General features: G+C 40.0%; 23 protein-coding genes. 5 read left to right on the top strand and 18 right to left on the bottom strand.

What is annotated here, in order from left to right; genetic code table 11:
* From EKM99_RS14485 to EKM99_RS16125, 3 genes are all read left to right on the top strand, one after another.
* On the top strand, nt 1-1,215 hold a 1,215-nt coding region (locus EKM99_RS14485; protein WP_125584099.1), incomplete at its 5' end, for a type I restriction-modification system subunit M.
* Nucleotides 1,205-2,440, top strand: a complete 1,236-nt coding sequence (locus EKM99_RS14480; RefSeq protein ID WP_125584098.1) for a restriction endonuclease subunit S — start codon at nt 1,205-1,207, stop codon at nt 2,438-2,440. The genes EKM99_RS14485 and EKM99_RS14480, both read left to right, overlap by 11 nt.
* 179 nt (nt 2,441-2,619) lie before the next feature.
* Nucleotides 2,620-2,709, top strand: a complete 90-nt coding sequence (locus EKM99_RS16125) for a putative holin-like toxin (RefSeq protein WP_072672334.1) — start codon at nt 2,620-2,622, stop codon at nt 2,707-2,709.
* Nucleotides 2,710-2,865: 156 nt separating this feature from the next.
* On the opposite strand, the gene EKM99_RS14470 is transcribed toward EKM99_RS16125, so the two are convergent.
* The 18 genes from EKM99_RS14470 to mobQ all read right to left on the bottom strand — a co-directional run bounded on the left by EKM99_RS14470 (nt 2,866) and on the right by mobQ (nt 19,837).
* The gene (locus tag EKM99_RS14470; RefSeq protein WP_125584097.1) at nt 2,866-3,990 is read right to left on the bottom strand and encodes an ArdC-like ssDNA-binding domain-containing protein; all 1,125 of its coding nucleotides are present in this window, start codon (nt 3,988-3,990) and stop codon (nt 2,866-2,868) included.
* A 3-nt stretch (nt 3,991-3,993) separates the two neighbouring features.
* Complete coding sequence (locus EKM99_RS14465) at nt 3,994-4,209, bottom strand: hypothetical protein (protein WP_003679901.1); 216 nt, start codon at nt 4,207-4,209, stop codon at nt 3,994-3,996.
* Nucleotides 4,210-4,330: 121 nt separating this feature from the next.
* Entirely contained in the window at nt 4,331-6,469 is a 2,139-nt protein-coding gene (topB, locus tag EKM99_RS14460) for a type IA DNA topoisomerase (protein WP_125584100.1), read from the bottom strand.
* 16 nt (nt 6,470-6,485) lie between these two features.
* Complete coding sequence (locus tag EKM99_RS14455; protein WP_057811775.1) at nt 6,486-7,355, bottom strand: conjugal transfer protein TrbL family protein; 870 nt, start codon at nt 7,353-7,355, stop codon at nt 6,486-6,488.
* Nucleotides 7,356-7,367: 12 nt separating this feature from the next.
* On the bottom strand, nt 7,368-7,781 hold the full coding sequence (locus EKM99_RS14450; protein ID WP_063490482.1) for a hypothetical protein: 414 nt from the start codon (nt 7,779-7,781) through the stop codon (nt 7,368-7,370).
* Between the two features lie 12 nt (nt 7,782-7,793).
* A complete protein-coding gene (locus EKM99_RS14445; RefSeq protein WP_063490483.1) occupies nt 7,794-9,323 on the bottom strand; it encodes a VirD4-like conjugal transfer protein, CD1115 family in 1,530 nt (509 codons plus the stop codon).
* A complete protein-coding gene (locus EKM99_RS14440) occupies nt 9,320-9,778 on the bottom strand; it encodes a hypothetical protein (protein WP_021357686.1) in 459 nt (152 codons plus the stop codon). Before EKM99_RS14440 ends, EKM99_RS14445 begins: the two co-directional genes overlap by 4 nt.
* A complete protein-coding gene (locus EKM99_RS14435; protein WP_056988699.1) occupies nt 9,779-10,090 on the bottom strand; it encodes a thioredoxin domain-containing protein in 312 nt (103 codons plus the stop codon). It lies immediately after the preceding gene.
* 40 nt (nt 10,091-10,130) lie between these two features.
* The gene (locus tag EKM99_RS14430) at nt 10,131-10,748 is read right to left on the bottom strand and encodes a hypothetical protein (RefSeq protein ID WP_056988690.1); all 618 of its coding nucleotides are present in this window, start codon (nt 10,746-10,748) and stop codon (nt 10,131-10,133) included.
* A 14-nt stretch (nt 10,749-10,762) separates the two neighbouring features.
* Nucleotides 10,763-11,932, bottom strand: a complete 1,170-nt coding sequence (locus EKM99_RS14425; RefSeq protein ID WP_056988688.1) for a phage tail tip lysozyme — start codon at nt 11,930-11,932, stop codon at nt 10,763-10,765.
* A 1-nt stretch (nt 11,933) separates the two neighbouring features.
* Entirely contained in the window at nt 11,934-13,349 is a 1,416-nt protein-coding gene (locus tag EKM99_RS14420; protein ID WP_125584096.1) for a conjugal transfer protein, read from the bottom strand.
* Nucleotides 13,342-15,360, bottom strand: a complete 2,019-nt coding sequence (locus tag EKM99_RS14415; RefSeq protein WP_125584095.1) for a VirB4 family type IV secretion system protein — start codon at nt 15,358-15,360, stop codon at nt 13,342-13,344. Before EKM99_RS14415 ends, EKM99_RS14420 begins: the two co-directional genes overlap by 8 nt.
* Nucleotides 15,361-15,371: 11 nt before the next feature.
* Complete coding sequence (gene trsD, locus EKM99_RS14410; protein ID WP_125584094.1) at nt 15,372-16,031, bottom strand: TrsD/TraD family conjugative transfer protein; 660 nt, start codon at nt 16,029-16,031, stop codon at nt 15,372-15,374.
* Entirely contained in the window at nt 16,000-16,362 is a 363-nt protein-coding gene (locus tag EKM99_RS14405; RefSeq protein ID WP_125584093.1) for a conjugal transfer protein, read from the bottom strand. Before EKM99_RS14405 ends, trsD begins: the two co-directional genes overlap by 32 nt.
* 20 nt (nt 16,363-16,382) lie before the next feature.
* Nucleotides 16,383-16,721: a CagC family type IV secretion system protein gene (locus tag EKM99_RS14400; RefSeq protein ID WP_056986310.1), complete on the bottom strand. Its 339-nt coding sequence runs from the start codon at nt 16,719-16,721 to the stop codon at nt 16,383-16,385.
* 1 nt (nt 16,722) lies between these two features.
* A complete protein-coding gene (locus EKM99_RS14395) occupies nt 16,723-17,337 on the bottom strand; it encodes a hypothetical protein (RefSeq protein WP_125584092.1) in 615 nt (204 codons plus the stop codon).
* Nucleotides 17,338-17,376: 39 nt separating this feature from the next.
* Nucleotides 17,377-17,670, bottom strand: coding sequence for a hypothetical protein (locus EKM99_RS14390; RefSeq protein WP_056988745.1), 294 nt, complete (start codon nt 17,668-17,670; stop codon nt 17,377-17,379).
* A 106-nt stretch (nt 17,671-17,776) separates the two neighbouring features.
* Entirely contained in the window at nt 17,777-19,837 is a 2,061-nt protein-coding gene (gene mobQ, locus EKM99_RS14385; RefSeq protein WP_125584091.1) for a MobQ family relaxase, read from the bottom strand.
* A gap of 253 nt (nt 19,838-20,090) precedes the next feature.
* Here mobQ and EKM99_RS14380 point away from each other — a divergent pair, with 253 nt between their 5' ends.
* Nucleotides 20,091-20,318: a hypothetical protein gene (locus EKM99_RS14380; protein WP_003555660.1), complete on the top strand. Its 228-nt coding sequence runs from the start codon at nt 20,091-20,093 to the stop codon at nt 20,316-20,318.
* Nucleotides 20,319-20,340: 22 nt separating this feature from the next.
* Nucleotides 20,341-20,522, top strand: a 182-nt coding sequence (locus EKM99_RS14375) for a hypothetical protein (protein ID WP_125584090.1), incomplete at its 3' end; no start/stop codon positions are given.

The raw sequence follows: 20,522 nt of genomic DNA, 5'->3' as shown, positions 1-20,522 counted from the left end.
GCGCAAGACTTTTCGGGCTTGTTTGCCGATGTGGATTTAAGTAGTAATAAATTAGGCAGTTCTTTACAACAACGGAACCAAACTATTAGTGATACCATGTTAGCTTTAAATGCGATTGATCTTATCCATCATCAAGGCGACGTCCTAGGTGACGCCTATGAATACTTAATCGCGCAATTTGCCAGTGATTCCGGTAAAAAAGCGGGTGAATTTTATACCCCGCGGCAGGTGTCCGACATTATTGCCCAGATTGTGACCTATCAGCGCAATGAAGGTGATAACCAAGTGCGGACTATCTATGATCCAGCAGTTGGTTCTGGTTCGCTGCTATTAAATGTCGGACAGCACGTGCAAAATCCGGGTTTAGTGAGTTACCACGGTCAAGAATTAAACACCACAACCTATAACCTGGCCCGAATGAACTTAATGTTACATGGCGTCTCGTATGACGATATGCACTTACGCAATGGCGACACATTAAGTAAAGATTGGCCGGTTGACGAACCTTACTTATTTGATGCGGTTGTTATGAACCCACCCTACTCGGCACACTGGGATAATAGTGACAAACGCTTGTCTGATCCTCGCTTCCGCGACTATGGCGTCTTACCGCCTAAATCTAAAGCCGACTTTGCCTTCCTACTACATGGCTTTTATCATTTGCAGGAACATGGGACTATGGACATTGTCCTACCCCATGGTGTGCTATTTCGGGGGGCTAAGGAAGGCAAAATTCGCCAAAAGCTTCTAATGGATAACCGGATTGATGCCATTATTGGACTACCCGCTAATATTTTTCATTCCACCAGTATTCCAACGTTGATCATGATTTTAAAGAAACATAAAACCACTGATGACGTCTTATTTATTGATGCGTCTCGGGAATTTGAAAAGGACAAGAATCAAAATAAGCTAACGGCAGCCAATATTCAAAAAATTGTGACGACTTATCAAAACCGGCAAGATGTCGATAAATATGCCCACGTGGCCTCACCGGCAGAAATCAAAGAGAATGACTACAACTTAAATATTCCGCGCTACGTTGATACGTTTGAACCGGAACCTGAGATCGATCTGGACCAAGTCAAAGCTGATCTAAAGCAACTGGACGAGGAGATCAGTCAGAATGAACAAGCCTTTAATGAATTAGCTAGCCAGTTAGTGACCACCCAGGTTAATGATCAGTCAAAACCGGAGGCCCACAATGAAAGATAACCAAGCTAAATATCCGCAATTAAGATTTAAAGGTTTCACTGATCCTTGGGAACAGCGTAAGTTGGGGAAAATGGGCTATACTTTTACAGGATTAAGTGGAAAAACTAAAGAAGACTTTGGGCATGGGAATGCAAAATTTGTTACTTATATGAACGTTTTTAGTAGTCCTGTCTCCAACTCAGAAATGGTTGAAAATGTTGAAGTTGATTCAAAACAACATCAAGTTGAATATGGCGACGTATTCTTTACAACATCATCAGAAACACCACAGGAGGTTGGAATGTCTTCTGTATGGCTTGAAACCGCTGAGAATATCTACCTAAACAGCTTTTGTTTTGGATATCATCCAATGGTTGAGTTTGACCCTTATTATCTAGCATTTATGTTACGTTCACCAGTGATTCGTAAGAAGTTTATGTTACTAGCTCAAGGTATTTCACGATATAACATTTCCAAGAATAAAGTTATGGAGATGTTAGTGCCAGTTCCTGAAATAGTCGAACAACAAAAAATTGGTTCTTTCTTCAAACAACTTGATGACACTATTACCCTTCATCAGCGTAAGTTAGCTAAGCTTAAGGAACTTAAACAGGGATATTTGCAGAAATTGTTCCCTAAAAATGGTAGCAAGTTCCCACAATTAAGATTTGCAGGGTTTGCTGACGCTTGGGAACAGCGTAAGTTGGGTGCTATCACAGACTCTTTTTCTGGTGGAACTCCGACCGCAGGGAAAGCTGAATACTATGGCGGTGAAATTCCGTTTATCCGTTCGGGTGAAATCTCATCAGATTCAACAGAGCTTTTTATCACAGATGCTGGGTTAAATAACTCGTCAGCAAAGATGGTAGGGATCGGTGATATTCTTTATGCTCTATATGGCGCAACCAGTGGTGAAACGAGTATTTCAAGAATTAACGGGGCAATTAACCAAGCTATACTAGCTATCCGTCCAACTAAAGGTGACGATCCTTACATGATTGTTCAGTGGCTAAAAAAACAAAAAGAAACCATCATCTCAACTTATCTACAAGGTGGCCAAGGGAATTTATCCGGCTCAATTGTTAAAGACTTGCTGATAACTTTGCCAAAAAACAAAGACGAGCAAGCTAAAGTGGGTTCGTTTTTCAAACAACTTGACCAAACCATCACTCTTCATCAGCGTAAGCTTGAAAAACTCCAAGAACTTAAAAAAGGGTATCTAAAAAGATGTTTTGCTGATTCTTAATTTGATCAAATTTAGGATCCTATGAAACCCCATGACTTAATTTTTATTGTGCTTGGTCAACACTTAATTCACCTGTATAATGGATTACGCAGGAAGTTTTAAGGGCGGTGGCTGTCTTTTCCCTTGCGAGGTGAGGCCCATGGGAACATGGAATAATCTTCAGGAAGGTTTCACAGTCAATGAGCGTCTTCCAGACACTCTCGTTGATGTTGCTATTTGCAATGTTTATTTTAGCGTTGCTAACGTACATCGACAAAAGGAACAAATAAAAAAGCCGCCCCGATTATAACTTTGGCGAGTTACGGGACGACATTAATATAGTTTTGTAATTATGCCACCGCCTTTGAAGCGGCTTGCGTGGGAAGTCCTGTTTTCGGCGGGGCTTCCTTTTCTGTTTCCATTATAGCATGCCCTTTAAAAACTGGCTAACGTTTTAGACTTTGATCGGGTTCGGATTCGGGTTGTTTAATTGCCGGGTTTTGTTCAGAAAATGCTTTCAGTTGTTTTTGAGTTCGATCACTAATTTCTTGGTGCACATCGTTTAACTGGTTTTTAAATTGCGCTTTCTGTTGTGGACTAGTTGCCTGTTGGATTTGTTGTTGCAAGCCTTGATAGGACTTATTAAGATCCTGGGCGGATAGCTTTTTTAAATCATGCTCAGGCTCTTTTTGGGCTGCTTGTAAGCCTAATTGTTTGGTTAACCCGTCGCTAAGTTCAATCACTTTGTTGCTAACTTGCTGGATTTCACTTAAAGCACTATGGATCACAGCTGTATCTTTAGCCCAGGTAGCCACATAACCGAGTGAATAGTTACTGGTATCAACGCCAATATTTTGCATGGCAACATATGCGACCGCTTCGGCCTGGGTTTCCTGATAGGCTCGTGGCCGATCTTTAAAGGCTGATTTTAAGCCGTGTAGCTGGCTATGCGCATATTCGTGGTATAACGTCTTTAGTTTCAAAGCATTGTCGGGCTCATCGCCACCAATGACGATTTCATTAGTGCTGGGTTGAAAATACCCCTTAGCCCCATTTAGCGTCGCTAAAGGCACTTCACTGACTTTAAGGTCGGTTTGCTGGTTTAGATAGTCCTTGAATGCGTTATACAAGCTTGTCACATTCTGATGATCGGCCAAATTTTCTTTGACAAAGTCTTTAGCACTTAACACTGGTTCACCGCTAGTTTGTGCCACATCAAAGACGGGTAGATAGCGATAACCGACAATGGCGCGCTCATCGGTGGTATCAAGACGCTTTTTCTCGGCTGGTGTTAGCTTCTTAATGATCGGAGCCGCAATCCGAATCGCTTTTGCGCCCCGGTTGACGGTGCGGTTAAAAGCCTTCTGCCATTGCTTAAAACCGGCGACTTGAGTGGCTTGAGGATTTTGCGCATAAATCAAATCAATGTTTCTGGCGCTATAATGATGAAATTTAGCCAGGGTATTAAGATACTGTTTAAATCGGTCACTATCGGTTAATTTTAGGATTTGCTGTTCGGCTTGGGCGACTAATTGTGCTTTCCAGGCTTTAACGTCTGCTTTATTTGGCATAAGTTACCCCTCCTCATCTTCAAAAATATCATTCAATGTTGGCAATGATCTTATTTGAATCGGGGTCGTGCCATAAAGGGCAACGTAACCGTCAGACAATTTTTGCCAGGCTACTTGATAATAAGCGCCGTTACCAGTGATTTCTTTTAAATACTTGTAGGTTCCTTTAGCTTGCAAAACGGGTAATTCACTGGCTAAAACTGCTAATTCGTTGTTCATTTTATGATCTCCTTTGCTTTGTTAATCTCACCCGTTGTTCAGGTTTACTTTTGGGATTGTAAAAGTGAACCTAAATGACGGGTTAACCAACCGGAACGTAGTGTAGGGCGGTAGGCAGGTTCTAATCAAAATCAAAACTTAATTTGTGGCCGTCAAGCTTTAACTTGGCGTCAAACAACTTTCCTTTTTTGCTCTTGAAACCCTTTAATTTGCTCGTTTCCCCCTTGGTGACCAACGCTTTAATTGCGGTCTTCCCGAGCGTCTTGCTACTCCATTTCTTAGGTAAGGTAAAATCTTCACCTTGCTTGGGCTTCACAATGTAAAACTTCTGTTTATTTAAAACGGTCGCTTGCGGTGTTTCTAAGAATACTTCGGCGGCTTTTTGCGCTTGCTGTTGGTGATCGATTTGTTGCTTAATGGCTGCACTGCCAGTCAATTGCGTGGGAACATCAGCAATCAATTTTTTCACAAACTTTTTGATTTGGTTCAAAAAGTTATCCGGGGTGCGTTCTTCGGTACTGATTTGTTGTAACGCTTGCTCCCATTTTGCTGTCATCTCTGGGCTAGTTAACAAGGGTTCGAGTTCAACCGCTTTACATAAAGTAATTCCGGCTTCACTGACGTGGAGCTTGTTCTTTTCAGTAACTAAATAGCCGCGCTTCTTTAACACTTCCAGCACATTTGCCCGGGTTGCACTCGTTCCAATGCCTTGCACATCTTTAAGAATCGCTTGGGCTTCTTCATCATCAAGTGTTTTACCGGCCGTCTTCATTGCCGTAATTAAGGTACCTTCGGTAAAGGGCACCGGTGGTGTCGTTTCTTTTTGCGGTGTTTGCAGATTCGCTTGAACTTGGTCGCCTTTGTGAACGATCGGTAGGGTGGCTGCCTCTTGCTGGTCGGTTTTGTGATCATCAAATAAAGCTTGCCAACCTTGCTTAGCTGGGACCTTACCGGTTGCTTTAAAATTGGCGTCACCAACTTGGGTGATAATGGTGGTTTCTTCGTACTCGTACGGATCAGCAAACATCGCTAACGTCGTCCTTAAAACCAGGTCATAGACTTGTTGCTGTAATTTAGGCAAGCTGGCTAGTTTCTCTTTCGTCGGCACGACTTTAGACATAATAATGGCATAGTGTTCTTCAACTTTTTTTCCATCAACATAGCGTTTGTTCGGAGTGGTATTGGTTAAAGCGACTGGCTTAGAGACCAAACCCAGATACTTCGTCAGATTAGCCACTAAATAATCAAATTCTTCATCAGTGATATAAGCACAATCGGTGCGGGGATAACTCAGCAACTTGGCTTCATATAAACTTTGAATGGCCGCTAAGGTTTGGCTGGCGCTGGCGTGATAACGTTTATTCATGGCACTTTGGAGACTAGATAGCGAGAATAGTTGGGGACTAGCACGTTTTTTGCCTTGCTTTTGGACGTCCTTAATTAAACCGTCCTGTGAGCCCTTCTGAACGTTTTTAGCTTGCATGAATGTTATTAGCCCTGTTTCGTCTTTAAATCGCTGATAGGGGTCTAATTTTGCGACGAATTTTTGCTGATTAGCTACAATTTCCGCATTTAGTTCAAAATAGGGTTCCGGCTTAAAGTTTTTGATTGCCTGGTCTCTTTGATAAACCATATACAAAGTTGGCGTCTGCACTCGACCAATTGAGTACACCCCGCGCACCCCATTTTGTCTCAACAATAAAGTATACAAAGGACTACCATTCATACCGATCAACCAATCACTAATTTGACGGGTTTGGGCTTCTTTATACGCTAAGTAGTCTTTGTGCCAATCGCCAAGATTTTTAAAGCCGGTAATAATGGCGTCTTTTTCTAGGCTATTCAACCATAGCCGCTTAATGGTCTTCTTTTTAACGTCAATCTGGGCTTGGCTCATGATTGACCACGCAATATTAGAGCCTTCCCGACCACTATCGGTGGCAACAATAATGGTATCGGCCTTCGTTAACAGGTCTTTGACGACCTTGAATTGATCTTTTTTACTAGCTGACACCACAAACTTGTATTTGTTGGGGAAAATCGGTAAATTAGATAGGGCCCATTGCTGATATTTCTGATCATATTTATCCGGTGTGGCTAGTTCAACTAAATGTCCGAGACCATACGTGACAAGCGTATTTTCGGGCAAAACAGGGTCGCTAACCGTGTAGTAACCCTGTTTTTTTGTGCTTTTTTGAAATGCCTCAACGTATGACCTTGCTTGGCTCGGTTTTTCAGCTAAGATTACTGTGTTTGACATTTTAATGTTTCCCCCTTTACTGTCCTCTAAGCATGTTTCGTCCAATATTACCCATACCACGCATAACTGACCGTCCAGCACTTTTGGTAATCCCTGTTGAAGCCCAAAAGTCTTGAATAACATGTGGTGTGTGTAGTACTAACCAGCCAAAACCAATAGTTCCCATAAAGGCAACAAAGCTCCATTTTGAGCCAATATGTGTGAAACACCAAATTGATAAGGTTAGTGATAACACTTGGGACAACATGGAAACATTGTAATAGACTAATTTTTTCCACCAGGTTGAGCTATAATCAAAACTTTCACTGGCAATCGACATAGCAACAATCGGGATTGATAAGTTATAAAATGCCATATCTGCAAAGTAGATACACATTTTAAGGAAAAATGCTACGGTTACGATTGCAAAAAAGGCTAGAAATAGTATTTGCATAAATCCTGTAATTTTAATGCTTTTCGTGACTTGTGATGTTGAATAAACAGCGTCTGCGGAAAATTTACCACTCATATCAAACATGCCTTTTGCAAGTGGTAAGATGATTCTTGTTTGCAAAAATGCTTGTAAAAAGACCATGACCGGAATTGCAATTGCGGATCTAACAGCGTCTATAATAATGTTCGCCCACGTTACATCTGTACTTTCGTCCGCCTCGCCAATAAGTGTAATGATAATTCTTGCTAGGACAACCACGACAACCATTGATGTCGCAAAAGCAAGAAATATACCGTACCATGTATCAATGATTGGTAGAGATGTACTTAATTGGTCTAAAATTGCTTTTACACCTGATACAGCAAAGTTCATGATTGCTTTAAATACATCTTTCAACCAGTCGTTTATTTTATCTCCAATAATTGACCCAACAACAAAATTTTGTGAGTACATACGCTTTCCTCCTTACTTTGAGACTAAGTTGTTTTTATCTGTCATACCATACATTGCATTTTTAGCTGGTTGATTAGTTTTACCTCGATCCAAAATCAATGAGTAGCCACTATCTGTTTTTTTGATTTTGAAGTAATATTTACCGTCACTTCCTAAATCTTCGTGGTGTGTAAGTTTCAAATATTCAACATTACCTTGCTTTTTGATTGAGTATTTAAAATTCTCGGTCATTGGTTCTTTCCCTAAAATCATGGTGTTATCTTTTTTAAAATTAACGGTATTGCTTTCTTCTTGGCTTGTTAAAATCCATTCTTGTGCTTGTAACTTTTCTGCGGTGGTTTTATGTCCAAATATAAAAGCAATACCTAGTAGGACTGCTAAAAATACTAGAACAATACTAGCAATTGTGATTTTCTTATTACTCATCAATATAGCCTCCTAAAAGTTCACATCTTCGTTTTCGTTTTGAACGCTTTCTTGTTGTTTCGTTGCCTGGTCTAATTCGTCTTGCATATCTTCTTCTTCTTCGGGTTTTACATCATTCTTTGCTCTTGTAGCTTTGGCTTTTGCTAACTCCGCTTCCCACTTTTTGTTTGCTTCGTTAAACTTTGTAACCTGACTTCCTGAAGGTTCACTGGTGTAGTCGTTTTGTTTCAATTCAACTAAATGATCAGCACCAGGGAACAACTTAAATTGAAAAGCCTTTGTTGCTTTAATTGGTCGTTGATTTGAGAAAATTAATATACTTTGTGTATCTGGCATTCGCATGATCTCGTCAGGCGTCATGAGTGAACGGCTCGTATAGCTGTAACTATCACTTTTGCTGTGACTTTCTTCCTTGCTATGACTGGTACTCTCACTACCGGTTTCAACTTTTACGGTCGATTTACCTAACAAATCACTAAAGTATTTCGCAGTCACATCATTAGCGGCATTCAAGCAAATTTTAACCGCATGATTACCTAAGATACTCTCGGCTTTATCCTTGCCATACAAGGCTTGTAGTTGGGTTAAGGTTTGACAAATTGTCGTCACGCCAATGCCGTACCCCCGACACGTCGCTAAGAACTCCTCATACTTGGGAAATTTACCTAAATTGACAAATTCATCAAGGATAAAGTCTACTGGATTAGGTAATTTTGCTCCGTTATCGGACGCTAATTTGTATAATTCATCAAACAATTGTGAGAAAAACAGATTGATGAAGCTTTCATAAGTGTTATCCATGACGGGGATAATTACATATAGCACAACTTTGGCGTTGCCAATATCTTTTAAATCAAAATCTGAAAATCCTGTAAAGTCGGCAACTTCGGCGTCAACAAACTTGCTGACGGTTGCTAACAAGCTTTCAATGATACTGGCTTTCATCTCTCCTTTGGCTTTTTTGAAACCTAGTTCATAAGCTCGTCTAGCTGGATCAGTCATGGTTAAGTCTAAGAAAAGTGAATCTAGGGGGCTATCAGTTTCATCTTTGTCTGGTTCAACATCAAACTTTTGTAAAATGTTGGTAACTCCTGCTAAGTTGCGTTCTTTTGGCTCTCTGTGGTTCATTACAAATAAGATTAAGGCTTTCAGCAACTGACGTTGGGTACTGAACCACACATCTTTTTTGCCCTCGGCATTTTCACTTTGCACGATCTTTGTTGCCACGGTTTCAGCTTGAATATCTCGTTCGATATAATCAAACGGATTATACCGATCAGAATGTATCATGTTCGCAAAATTTACAACATGGACTTGATAGCCCTGAGCGACTTTAATACCTGCTGTCTTTTCGTAAAGTTCTCCCTTTGGGTCGGTTACGACAATACTGTTTTGTGTTTCGTTAAAAAGATTTGTAATAACAACCGATTGCGTTTTGTAAGAACCTGGACCCCCGACAACGAACACGTTTCGGTTGGGCTTGGTGCTGTTATTTTGGTAAATAATTTGCTTATCAACCATACCTAGAATTGTACCGTTCATTTCTGCTCCCCCTTATCCTGCAACTGCTTAATAACGTCTGAATTCAGGCTTTCATTAAACTGACTGCTTAAATCTTTGGAACTTATCGTAAAATATTGTGTTAATAAATCTTTTACGTTTCCCCATGTCGCACTACCATGGGTGTCCGTATCTGCTGTTTCCCACGCTTTGTGCTTGCTATTGCGTTTCAAAGCAAAATAAATGGTGTATAGGACCACAGCGATACTGACGATAATTAATACCGGGTTCTTTTGACCCAAATACAAGTTGTAATAGTGCCAGGGGTGCAAGGCTAATTGTTTTAATACGGTTGGCATATGATCCGCAAAAGTTAGCTTATAGTGCGACAAGGCCATGACTGATCCAGCTAAAATCTCCGCTAAATACAAGCCAATGATTAGCGTTAGTAGATATGGCCAGCTGACTTTAACGCTGTTTAATAATTTGTCTTTCATCTAATCACCTACTATCTGTTTAATCCTTTGTTGGTTGGTACCGGAGTATCGTTGCTTGCCATGAATCAAGGTTGGTACTGACGTTAATTGATATTTTTGAATGTAATGCCGATTCTGCGGTTGGTTCATGTTAATTAAGACGATGTTGTGATTGATTGCGTTGTGCCAATAAATCTGATGAAAAATTGACTGACAATCTGAACAATCGTCCCGATAGAAAAACAAAGTTTGCTTGGTATCTTTTGGTATCTGCACTATTTCTCGCCTTTTCTCAATCGTATTGATGTAGTTATGTCCGATAAAAATTACCATAATTGCTAATACCGCCAAGATAGCAAGTGTTTTGATAATTTTATTGAATGTCTGACGCTTCAAAGCTATCTCCTAAACTTTTGACCTTAGTCAACTGTTTGGCGGTCGTATCATAACTTAATTGATACAAAACAGTTTGTTTTTTAAAGTCGTTGCTACCTGTTTTACTTTCAAATGTAATGACGGCTAATCCGTCAATATTTTGGTCTTGCTTGGCTCGGGTATAAACCTTGGCTTGGTCTAGCTTTGAAGAAACGTTATTACTATCACCAAAATTTTGATTACTTGGGAAATATTGGTTATATAAATCATTTGAAATTAAACCTTTAATATGTTCCTTGCGGGTTTTGTATGAATCAGGTTCAAATGTAAACATATACTTTAAAAACTCGTTTGTGGTGTTGTTAAAGTCAAGTTCTGCGGTACTTTTGTCTTTATTATTTTGGTAGGTCTTATAACTGTCAATTTGGGTGCTCAATAACTGCTTTTGTTGGTTGGTTTTAGTCAATTGCTGACTAACTTGTCGCTTCTGCTGTTGTAAGCGACTGATCTGTTGTTGCGCCTGCTTAACTTGGCTATGTTGATAGGCATTCGTTCCTAATGACATAATTAAGATCAAACTACCAAGTGCAATACTTAAAACCACGCTACGCTTCATTTGTTGGTTCCTCCTTACTTCTTGATTGGCCGGGCTAACGTTACATCACCACTATTTAGTAAGCTATAAAAGGCGGTGCCAAAGGTGCTTTCGTTTACATGTCCTGTGGTATCTCCACCCTCTTCAATAATCTTTGTGTTTTTACCATGCCAATTTTCGGTAATAAAAGCGGTGTGTCCGTTATTTCCTGCACCCGCACCCTGATTGACAATGACAATATCGCCTGCTTTGGCGTCATTTTCACTAATTTGTTTCAAGTATTGGTGTGATCCTTTAGCGTCACTTGCCATTGTTCCAGTAAACCAGCCCATATTTGCGGGAACTTTGTAGCCTGCCTTGTTCAAGGTAAGCCAGATAAATCCTGAACAATCAGTTGTTCCTGATTTGTTAGGATTTTTTAAGTTAGTTCCTAAATCAGCGCTAGGGTGCGATTGCCCATACTTGAAATAACCTTTCATGCTCTTGGCTGTTTTAATTATATTGCCGTCTGCCTTGCCTGTATCGGTATCACTAGCGCAATCTAGATTAGCGTTGGCTTCCTCATCTTGGCTAGCATTTTTTAAGCTATCCCCTGCAACTGGATCTTTTGTACCAACTACTGAATACCAGTGATCTGCAAAGGCATAACGCTTTGACAAAAACCATTGTTCAGGGTTTTTAGACATACCCTCGTAATCCATTAACCAGGCTTTGGTCGCTTTATGCACGTCCGTATATTTAAAAATCTGCTTGTTTGACGCATAGTAACTACTGTTCAATTCTTGGTCGAGATAATCCAACTGTACCCCGAGATTGGTCGCTGGTTTATTTTCTTTATGGGCTAAATCTTCCAGTTTATCTTTTCGACCACCTAACCACTGGGCTAAGCCCGTGGCCCCGGAACTGGAATTAACAGACTTGGGATCAAGGCGACTTTCTAGTTGTAAGACCCCCAAGATACCGGCGGCCGCTTGTGGGGTGGCACCATACTTTTGCTTCCAATGCTTAGCAATGTTTTTCGCATTTTCTTCCATACCTTTATCGTCTACATTGGTAACTTGGCTTGATGTAGTATCATCTCCACAATTTTCTTCTAAATCTCCTGTTAATCCTGCAATTATCAATATAATTGCTATGAAAAAGCCTACGATACCATATAATATGAATTTGACTTTTTTCTTTTGAAATTCATAGGCTAGTCCCATGTTAAGCACCTACTTTTTGCTTTGCCTTATCAACTTTATCTTGCGCTGCTGATTGGTCACTCTGCGCGTTCTTTAAGTCCGACTTAGCCGAATCCACCTTCTTGTCTTTGTCCTTATCTTTGCCATCAATCTTGTTGGCGTCATCTAACTTCTTTTGGGCGTCGCTAACTTCGTTCTTAGCGGCATTGAGACTTAACAGGGCTTTCAAATACTTAGCTTTAGGACTATTCACACCGGCTAATTTGGTTTGGACGGTCTGGGCGTCTTGCGTATCATTATGGGCGAGGAAAGCTTGTCCCATTCTCAATAAAACATCAGCGTTCGTCGTAAAGGATAATTGGTTATTAAGCGTATTGGTATCATAATTAACAATCGCTTTTTCGAGTTTCAATTGATCTTTTTGCTTACTCGTCGCCTTAGTTGGTAACTGCCAATCGGCCACTTGACTGCTATCTTTGTTGTCGTAAGCAGTGTTTATAATTTTGTTCAACTGACTTGGGTCAACATTCAAGGCTTGCTGGTATTGTTTGTGTTTCAAGAATGTTTGAGCCTGACGGGTCTCACTATAATTGGCTTTTTGCATAGCTTTCTTGGCTTTTGACCATTGATGATTGTTTAAGGCCATTTGAATTTGGTTACTGTATTTTAACCGAGTAACTTGGGTTTGACTTCGGTCGGCTAGAGATTGATACTTTCGTTCGTCACTTTTATGGACTAAGCCGACGGCCAAAACGGCCACAATCGCCACCCCGGCCATACTCAACCATAAACGTTGTTTGGTTTTCTGCTGGGCCGTTTCAACTTCCTGCCATTCGTGATAGCTCACAAAGTCCTCAATGCCGTTAACCACTTCCGTTAACTCATTTAACGACGTAGCTTTAGCTACTTGTTGTAAATAGCCGTCCGGGTGTTTGGCCAAGGCTTCTTGGGGATTGCTTAGTAGTCGTTCATAGGGCGTCCCCGTCAAGCAAAACAGAATCAGTGCTTTGTATTTGGCTAAATTGCTATGTTTATCATCATAAGGCATGAGTTCATTGGCCTGGTAGGCGTACCAAACATGTTTCATTGGGTAATACCATAGGTTGGCTGGGTTTAACGCAATGTGATACTGGCTATCGTTAACCACCTTTTGCGCCATAATTTCCTTGGCAATCGCTGACCGGATTGCCTTATTTTCATGTGGCAAGTCCTTTAATGATCTGACTTTATCTGGCAAGGTATAAGTTAAAACAACCTTCTGGCCTTGCTCAACCACGTTAACCAACTGTAAGAAATTGGAATCAGCTTGCTTTAATTCGTTTAGCTCACTCAACTGGTCATATCGAAACTGATTGTGATTGAGTTCGAGAATTAACTTGTTCCCCAGTCGTTTGAAAGTCCCAACTTCGATATTTAATAACTGGTTTGATTTACTCATTTAAAGTCCCTCCTTCCTCTTCGGTAGTGGTCAAGGCGTCAATCTCACTAGGTGTTAAGACCACGCGCTTTTGATAATCCGGTTGTCCGGCTGTCTCACGGTTGTATTTTTCTTGGTAAGCTTCTGGGTCGATTAGTCGTAGCTCTTCTTCGGTCAATTCAACTTTCATAAAGGCGCGTTGGCTACCATAGATCATCAGAGCTTCGCCTTGTCGTCTGCGTTCTAGTAGCTTCTTTTCTTTATCCGAGAACGTCATTCTTAACTTGGTAATCACATCATCAACGCCTTTACCGTCAAGACCAAAGAACACTTTGGTGTAGGAGTTCCCAATAATTGCTTCCCCAATATTTTGCCCGGTATCAGTTGTTCCCTCAATCACATCTTGGATTTGCTGTGTTCCGGCAATCGCTCCGGCATTGTACTTTCTAAACCGCTTGTATGCTTGGTGGAAAAAGGTGGCGGCCGCTTTGTGCAAGGTCAAAAAGTGAAATTCATCAACAAATAACTTTTTGCGGCTATGCCGATCTTTGGTGATTTCGTCCCACAAATACTGGAAGGTATTCAAGTAGGCCGCTGATTGGACTTCCTGTTCACTTTGTAGGGGCTTTAAATCAAAGGAAATGATTTTCCCTTTTAAGTTAACGTTGGTGTGGCCGTCAAATAGGCTGTTAGAACCATGGGTATAACTACCTAAGATGTAGTAGAAGTCTTTAACCCGATTGAATTTGTCGGCGTCCTTATCTGCCAATTTTTCCAACTCGTCATAAACATTGGATAAGGTCGGCCACTGATCGTCTTTAATTTCTTTTAAGCGGCTATATTTTAAAATGCCACTGTTGACGTAAGCTTGTTTAACGACATCATCAAGGATTGCCAGTTCAACTTGGGTAATCCCGGTTTTAAGGACTTCAAAGAAACCTTTCAGACGTTGAATTTTATCTTTTACCAATTCATCAAGATTTGTCACGGCTTCATCAGCACTCAAAATTTCCTCGGAAAAGATTTGCATTGGATTAATTTTGTACTTAGCATTAGAAGTTAGGTGCAGGACTGCCCCACCTAGGGCTTCGACAATTTTGGTATATTCATTTTCTGGATCAATGATATAAATTTGATAGTCTTGAATGGCATATCTTAAAATCTTCTGGATCATGTAGGTTGTTTTACCCACACCGGAAGTACCAATAACAACCATATTCTGGTTCAAGGTCTTGTTACGATCCAACATATCAACTGCAATTAAACTATTTGTGTCCTTGTTGACACCCTCAATATCACTTCTTGGTTTCAGGTCTAGAATTTCTGCGTCGTCAAATGGAAACATTGAGCTAGCAACCTCGGTATTGCTTTCCTTATACGTATAATCACTCATTAAGTTTTCATTAATCGGCATTGTTGACCAAAAAGCTTGGAAAGTTGCTTTAACGGGCACTAGGGGCTTCATTTGTAGCTTAATCAACGTATTCTTAACGTTTTCGGTTAAGTCATCTAAGTCTGCTAAACTGTTGGCCCGCAGATAAATGAGCATATGTTGATAGACAAATGTGGTAGAATTATCGAGGTATTTATCTAGTTGCATGTTGGCTGAATCAATATAATTTTGCAGAATCTTCTTTTTATACGGGTCGAACGTATTTAACTTCTGCGCTTCCTTATTTTGAATCGTCTTCTTGTAATAGGTAATCATTGAATTATTACTGGCGCTGTCGATATATTGCACAATATCGATAACGCCTTTTTTACGCTTTAATTCTGATAACCAGTTGCCATACACCCGCTTGGGATAGTCAGCAATCGCTAACACCCGAATAAAATTCTCCCCCGACTGGACGTAGGTGGGGTACTGTTCCCAGCTAAACGGGAATAGTGAATGCAAGCTATCGCGATCAATCAGTTTGGTAAAATCCTCAACCTCCGGTTTGGGCTTACTACCCGTTTGGTCGCTGTTGCCTTGGTTATGCTCTTTTTTAGTTGGCATAAATAAATCAATGACCTTATCACCAAAACTCATACTGTTGCCCCCTATCCATTAAAATTGATCAAGTTCTTTAAAATCTCTTGGACTTCTTGACTGGTCAAAACTTTGGCCGTCACATCAAAATCCGTTAACGCATTTTCAATGTCTCGTTTAACCTGTTCGATCTTTTCGTCTAAATGAGTGACGGCTAAGTTTAAGCTTTTAACGCTCTTGTCTTTAATCGGTACCTTAACGATTAGCAGGTGTTGCTTAGTTGTCATGTTTTTGGATTCCTGGAGTTTAGTAAAGTGGTCCAAATAACTGGCTATGAGTTGGATTTTGAACTGTTGCTCCGGGTGATCTTTTTGTAACGCAAGATACCGACGCTTGAGACCATTGAGATAAGCCGTCATATTGACGGGAATCGTCGGTTCTAAGAACTGTAACGTGTCATCAACGCCTTCACCTAAGGTACTCATGAGGAACGCGCCATAGTCCTCAAAAACGTCCTGTTGTTCGGTTTCATTAAGCAGATCAAGGTTGATCCCACTAACTTCCAAAATGCCAACGAGATTACCCGTTTTGGTAACTTCGTAGTTACCATACATACCCACCACCAAGCTCATGTCATCAATGGTCTCTTTGCCACCATTGATTTTAGGCGGTTGGTAATCCCAATCGAGCTTCACTGATTTATTGGCGGTTTTGCTCTTCTTCAAACGCATTTAGTTCACCTCGCTTCTTCGGTTTCAAATAAAACAGTTTCTGACCATTGGCATAGCGGCGTTTCAACTTAAAGTTATCCCGCACTTTAATATTCTTCCGCGCCGCAACTGGCCTAATTGTTGTCTTAGCCATGACAATCGTCATGGCTAAGACAACAATCACTATTTTTATCAGGACTAAGATCAGACCATAGGGTGGGATCGCAATAAAAATTAAGCCCACTAGTCCTGCCAGCGCCGCATAGCCAAAATCCTTCAAGGTGTAGTCTTTCCAGATCCCGTAATCTTTATCCACGTTTTCTGGGAAGATAAATTCTTTTCCTTTCTTCATTTGGCAGGCTCCTTTTTAAATTAAGTGAATAGGCTGTAAACCCAAGGTAATAGCCAGATAATCGCTGCCGCTAAGGCCACTAAACCAGCCACCCGACCAACCGCGTGATAAACTTCTGATTTCTCTCGCGGATCGTCTGCGTCAGGCATTCTTTTGATAATAATAAATAGCGCGACACAAATCCCAACTAAAACGACCAAACCAGTTAAAATACCTTGAATCGTCTTACCAGCGCTGGTTAGCTTGCTTTTAACTTCGCCACCGTCCGCCGCCAAAACAACCTGGGCGTTCATTAAGCCCAAATAAATCGCAGTAGCTCCAGTAGTTGCTAGCGCTTTCATTTTTCTGTATTTTGACATGTTATTCCTCCTTCCTATCGTCTTCTGATGTTCGTAATTGAATTTGTTCTGCCTGCGTTTCTTCTGGCTCACGCTGATAGAACTTGTTCAATTGTTCCTCGGCAATTTGCTGGCTTGGTAATGGGTCGGTGGCTAATCTGACGTGGCCATTTTCACTCGTGGCTAAGTAATACTCTTTTTCTGACTGGCCTAACTCTTGGGTCTCTAGGACATGCAAGTTATGTTCATAACGGCCTAAGGCGTTATCAACTTCTAAGCCATAGAAGCCTAAGAAGCCTTCCAAGAAGCTCTCACCAAAAAAGGTCATTTCATTTTTGATTTGCTTATATTGATGAGTTGGCTTATTACTTACCAGCTTTTCGGCTTTTTGAGCATTGTCACTCTCATGTTTACGGTCAAACCAACCACTGATTTTTGTTGGATCGGTTTTGACCCTACTTTTGACTGACTTCTGAACTAACTTACTTCTAACTTCTGTGACTGGCTTACCGCTTCTTTGCATTTCGGTTTTTAACGCTTCGGGATTATCCAGTAGTTTTGAATCCTTAACAATAATTGCTTTGTCATTATCAACTACCAAATGTTCGTCCACATCTTGCCAGTTCTCTATCTTCATTGCGCCACCCCCTTTAAATGGTTATTAAGTATATCTAGCCTATCCACTCATACACATGTAAAATGGTATGTTAGGGTGTTTTCCTAAAACTGTCATTTTTAGGAATTTATCCTCAATAGCACTAACCTTGCTTTTGAGGACGCCCTCTTTTTTTGTGTGTTCAGAAATCCATTGAATACCTTTATCATGAATGATTTTCTTACCTGAAATATCCATTAGCATTGGCTTGGGGAAATCATCATGACGCTTTATCCAATTACTCACATAGCGGTCATTTTTTCCTAAAATTCGGCTAGCCTCCGCTAATGTGTGCCACTCGTTGCTATTTTTCAAATGCTATCCCCCCTTTCTTTATTTGTATGAATAAATTATATCACAAAAATGGTTACGTTGTCACCATTTATTTTTTCTTTTTCATTACATCTATCTTACACCTAGCCTATCTATGGATTGTACCACTGTGGCGACTGTGCTTCTGATGTTGACGCTTCTTTTTATCCAGTTCGTATTCTAATTCTTTTTGTGCTTTCTTTTGTCTGTTAAGTTCGTGGTCTTGTCCATTCTCGTAAAGTAAGCTCATTAAGGTATCTGACAATAATTTGTTCATATAGTTTGCTGGGGTATTTTCGTTATAATTAACGGCTCGATAATCAGGCATATTCTCTTTTCGGAAATCATCATTCTTTTGATTATGTTGCTTTACTGCCTGCTTAGCCTGTTCAAGTTGCTTAGCAGAAATCTTTTTATCTTGTCCTGCTTCCCCAATGAATAACTGTTGTGTCCCCCTATTCTTCAATACACGTAACAAATTAGCGTTTTGAATCTCATCAGATTTAACCTGTCCGCTTAGATAAGCAAGTCCCTGGGCATGTTCCTGGGTCGTGAATTGAACAGGCGGATTATTTCTCAACTGATCTAAATCACGCTTTTCTAGTGATTTAAGTTCAGGATTATAATAAACAACTGCTGTATATAGGCGTTCTTTTTCAGTCATTTTGACTTGATCAAGGCTCATATCAGGGAAAGTCTTACTTAATACGTTGTTATATTGCGTATCAACCACTTGTTTAGTCTCATTTATTGCTGAAAGTTCTTTGATATTCTTCTTTAAAACAGCTTGTTGTTTCTCATCAAAGTCACTTAACAGCGTACCCTTTGTACGCTTAATATCTGCTAGTTGGTAACCTTTATTAGCCAAAATATCACTAATAGTTTCCTTAGCTCGCTGTTCTTGTTTTTCAAGCATTAACCAACTAGCAAATGGGCGCTTTGTAAACGTCAGAACCTGTTGATTGATAATGTTTGTTCTTATCATGGCTAAACGGTCTTTTAGTTCATCTCCTGTAAATACCCTTTGTTCGCTGTCCGTCTCCTTAACTAACTCCCGTTTTTCTGCCATTGTTATTTGCTCAAAATCAACGTCAGGATAAAGTTTTGAAACGGTTCGATTAACGACTTTATCCAATAATTGATTGGCTTCTGATAGTGACTTTTCTTGTTGTGTAATTGTAACTAATTGTTTAGTCACATCTTCCCCTACTGCTTGCTTAATCATGGCACTATTTTTCCAATTAAATAGCATACGTTGCTTCTCATCTAGGTTCTCTAAGCTAACAAATGTTTTTAGTCGATTACTTAACTGTGCAACCAGTCGTTTTTCATCAAATGAATAATGGCGCTGTAAGGTTTGCATACGGCGTTCATTATGGATTTTTTCATTAGCATTTTTTGCTTCTGCTTTTGCTTGTCGTTGTTGCTTAACATTTTGATTAAATTCTTGGCGTTTTTCTTTCTGTGAATTGATACCCTCGTGTTGTGTTGACACTTCATCAATTCCTTGTTCTTCATATGATTTTTCACTAATACGGTCTGGTAAATTTTTAGCTTCTAAAACTTGATTTACACTAACCGCCCAATTGCGCCGCCATTGATTGATTTTTTCTTTTTTATCCCAATCAACTAACCACACCTTTCTTGATCTTGGGAAACGACTATTTCCTGTATAAGTCTTGTTCCCATTTTCGTCTAATATGTTTTCTCGTTTACTTTTCAATCCCCATGTTCCATCTGAATTAAACGGCCGGTTAGTTAACATCACATGAGCGTGCGGATTATCTGGGTGATCTCTATGAATTGCCACATCGGCAACCATACCTGAATCAACAAAATTTTCTTGCACGTATTTTGTCAATAATTCTTTCTGTTCATCTTCGCTTAGTTCAACTGGCAAAGCCACGTTAAACTCTTTAGCATAACGTGAATTTGATTTACGGTCTTTCTTCTCAACTTCATTCCATAATTGTTGCCTATCTTTTGCCCATTCTGGTGCATTTTTTGGTGTTAAAATAAATGCTTCTGGCATGACATCACGTTTATAAAAGTAACTTTTTCCCTCTTTATCAGAAAATAGTTTTTCTCCACTTCGATAACTAGCACTAGCAACTGCACTACGCATTTTTCCAGCGCTAATATTTTGAAAGCTCATGTGAAAAATTGCCATTGCTGTTATCTCCTTTCTTTGGGGGTTTGTTTTTGGTTTTTGTTGTCGCCAACGGCGACTTCTGATACAGTTTTTTAGGGTTTTAGCACAACACAACTTCATGTTGTGTGTAAGTGCGCATTGACCTCGTTTCACTCGGTCTTCTGATTCTCCTGAATTTACTTTTAGTGTATGCCTTCCGCTTCGCTATTTCAACTTTTATCCTTTGACTTAACGTTTCCTATATGATATAGTTTCGGTGATTATTTCTAATATGATTGGAGGGATAGTTATGTCTCAAAGTAACTTAGAAAAACAAGAAGCTAAATTAAAAGCCCTTAATCAAAAAATTAAGGACGAAAAAAATAAGATTGAACAACGGCTAGGTAAACAAATCATCAGTCAAGCCAATTTAGATTATGCTAATTTGTCTAACGATCAGATTAAGCTTTTAGCTAAGCAATTTTCTGAATTTTTAAAGGTAAAGTCCGTAGATCATTAGCCATACGAGATGGGGAAATTCCATGTCTAATCAATATGAAAAACTAGTCGAGCAACAAGCGCGTTTAAAACAAAAAATTGAGCGGGAAGATTTTAAATTACGGCAATCTAAATACTATGAAAATCGGCAAGCCCGCAAAGCCCGTTCTCGCCGATTAATTCAAAAAGGGGCTTTATTAGAAAAGTACTTTCAAGCTAATAACCT

It is taken from the genome of Levilactobacillus cerevisiae, from assembly GCF_003946245.1.
GTDB classification, from domain to species: Bacteria; Bacillota; Bacilli; order Lactobacillales; family Lactobacillaceae; genus Levilactobacillus; species Levilactobacillus cerevisiae.
Note: the sequence above shows the minus strand (reverse complement) of the source record. Positions and strands in the feature narration are given on the sequence as shown.

Excerpts from the sequence above, each read along its gene's own strand:
- EKM99_RS14445 (WP_063490483.1), bottom strand. The coding sequence starts at position 9,323 with ATGAACGGTACAATTCTAGGTATGGTTGATAAGCAAATTATTTACCAA.
- EKM99_RS14480 (WP_125584098.1), top strand. The coding sequence starts at position 1,205 with ATGAAAGATAACCAAGCTAAATATCCGCAATTAAGATTTAAAGGTTTC.
- topB (WP_125584100.1), bottom strand. The coding sequence starts at position 6,469 with ATGTCAAACACAGTAATCTTAGCTGAAAAACCGAGCCAAGCAAGGTCA.
- trsD (WP_125584094.1), bottom strand. The coding sequence starts at position 16,031 with ATGCGTTTGAAGAAGAGCAAAACCGCCAATAAATCAGTGAAGCTCGAT.
- EKM99_RS14465 (WP_003679901.1), bottom strand. The coding sequence starts at position 4,209 with ATGAACAACGAATTAGCAGTTTTAGCCAGTGAATTACCCGTTTTGCAA.
- EKM99_RS14450 (WP_063490482.1), bottom strand. The coding sequence starts at position 7,781 with ATGAGTAATAAGAAAATCACAATTGCTAGTATTGTTCTAGTATTTTTA.
- EKM99_RS14420 (WP_125584096.1), bottom strand. The coding sequence starts at position 13,349 with ATGAGTAAATCAAACCAGTTATTAAATATCGAAGTTGGGACTTTCAAA.
- EKM99_RS14440 (WP_021357686.1), bottom strand. The coding sequence starts at position 9,778 with ATGAAAGACAAATTATTAAACAGCGTTAAAGTCAGCTGGCCATATCTA.
- EKM99_RS14425 (WP_056988688.1), bottom strand. The coding sequence starts at position 11,932 with ATGGGACTAGCCTATGAATTTCAAAAGAAAAAAGTCAAATTCATATTA.
- EKM99_RS14415 (WP_125584095.1), bottom strand. The coding sequence starts at position 15,360 with ATGAGTTTTGGTGATAAGGTCATTGATTTATTTATGCCAACTAAAAAA.
- EKM99_RS14455 (WP_057811775.1), bottom strand. The coding sequence starts at position 7,355 with ATGTACTCACAAAATTTTGTTGTTGGGTCAATTATTGGAGATAAAATA.
- mobQ (WP_125584091.1), bottom strand. The coding sequence starts at position 19,837 with ATGGCAATTTTTCACATGAGCTTTCAAAATATTAGCGCTGGAAAAATG.
- EKM99_RS14470 (WP_125584097.1), bottom strand. The coding sequence starts at position 3,990 with ATGCCAAATAAAGCAGACGTTAAAGCCTGGAAAGCACAATTAGTCGCC.
- EKM99_RS14400 (WP_056986310.1), bottom strand. The coding sequence starts at position 16,721 with ATGTCAAAATACAGAAAAATGAAAGCGCTAGCAACTACTGGAGCTACT.
- EKM99_RS14430 (WP_056988690.1), bottom strand. The coding sequence starts at position 10,748 with ATGAAGCGTAGCGTGGTTTTAAGTATTGCACTTGGTAGTTTGATCTTA.
- EKM99_RS16125 (WP_072672334.1), top strand. The coding sequence starts at position 2,620 with ATGAGCGTCTTCCAGACACTCTCGTTGATGTTGCTATTTGCAATGTTT.
- EKM99_RS14435 (WP_056988699.1), bottom strand. The coding sequence starts at position 10,090 with ATGGTAATTTTTATCGGACATAACTACATCAATACGATTGAGAAAAGG.
- EKM99_RS14405 (WP_125584093.1), bottom strand. The coding sequence starts at position 16,362 with ATGAAGAAAGGAAAAGAATTTATCTTCCCAGAAAACGTGGATAAAGAT.
- EKM99_RS14395 (WP_125584092.1), bottom strand. The coding sequence starts at position 17,337 with ATGAAGATAGAGAACTGGCAAGATGTGGACGAACATTTGGTAGTTGAT.
- EKM99_RS14380 (WP_003555660.1), top strand. The coding sequence starts at position 20,091 with ATGATTGGAGGGATAGTTATGTCTCAAAGTAACTTAGAAAAACAAGAA.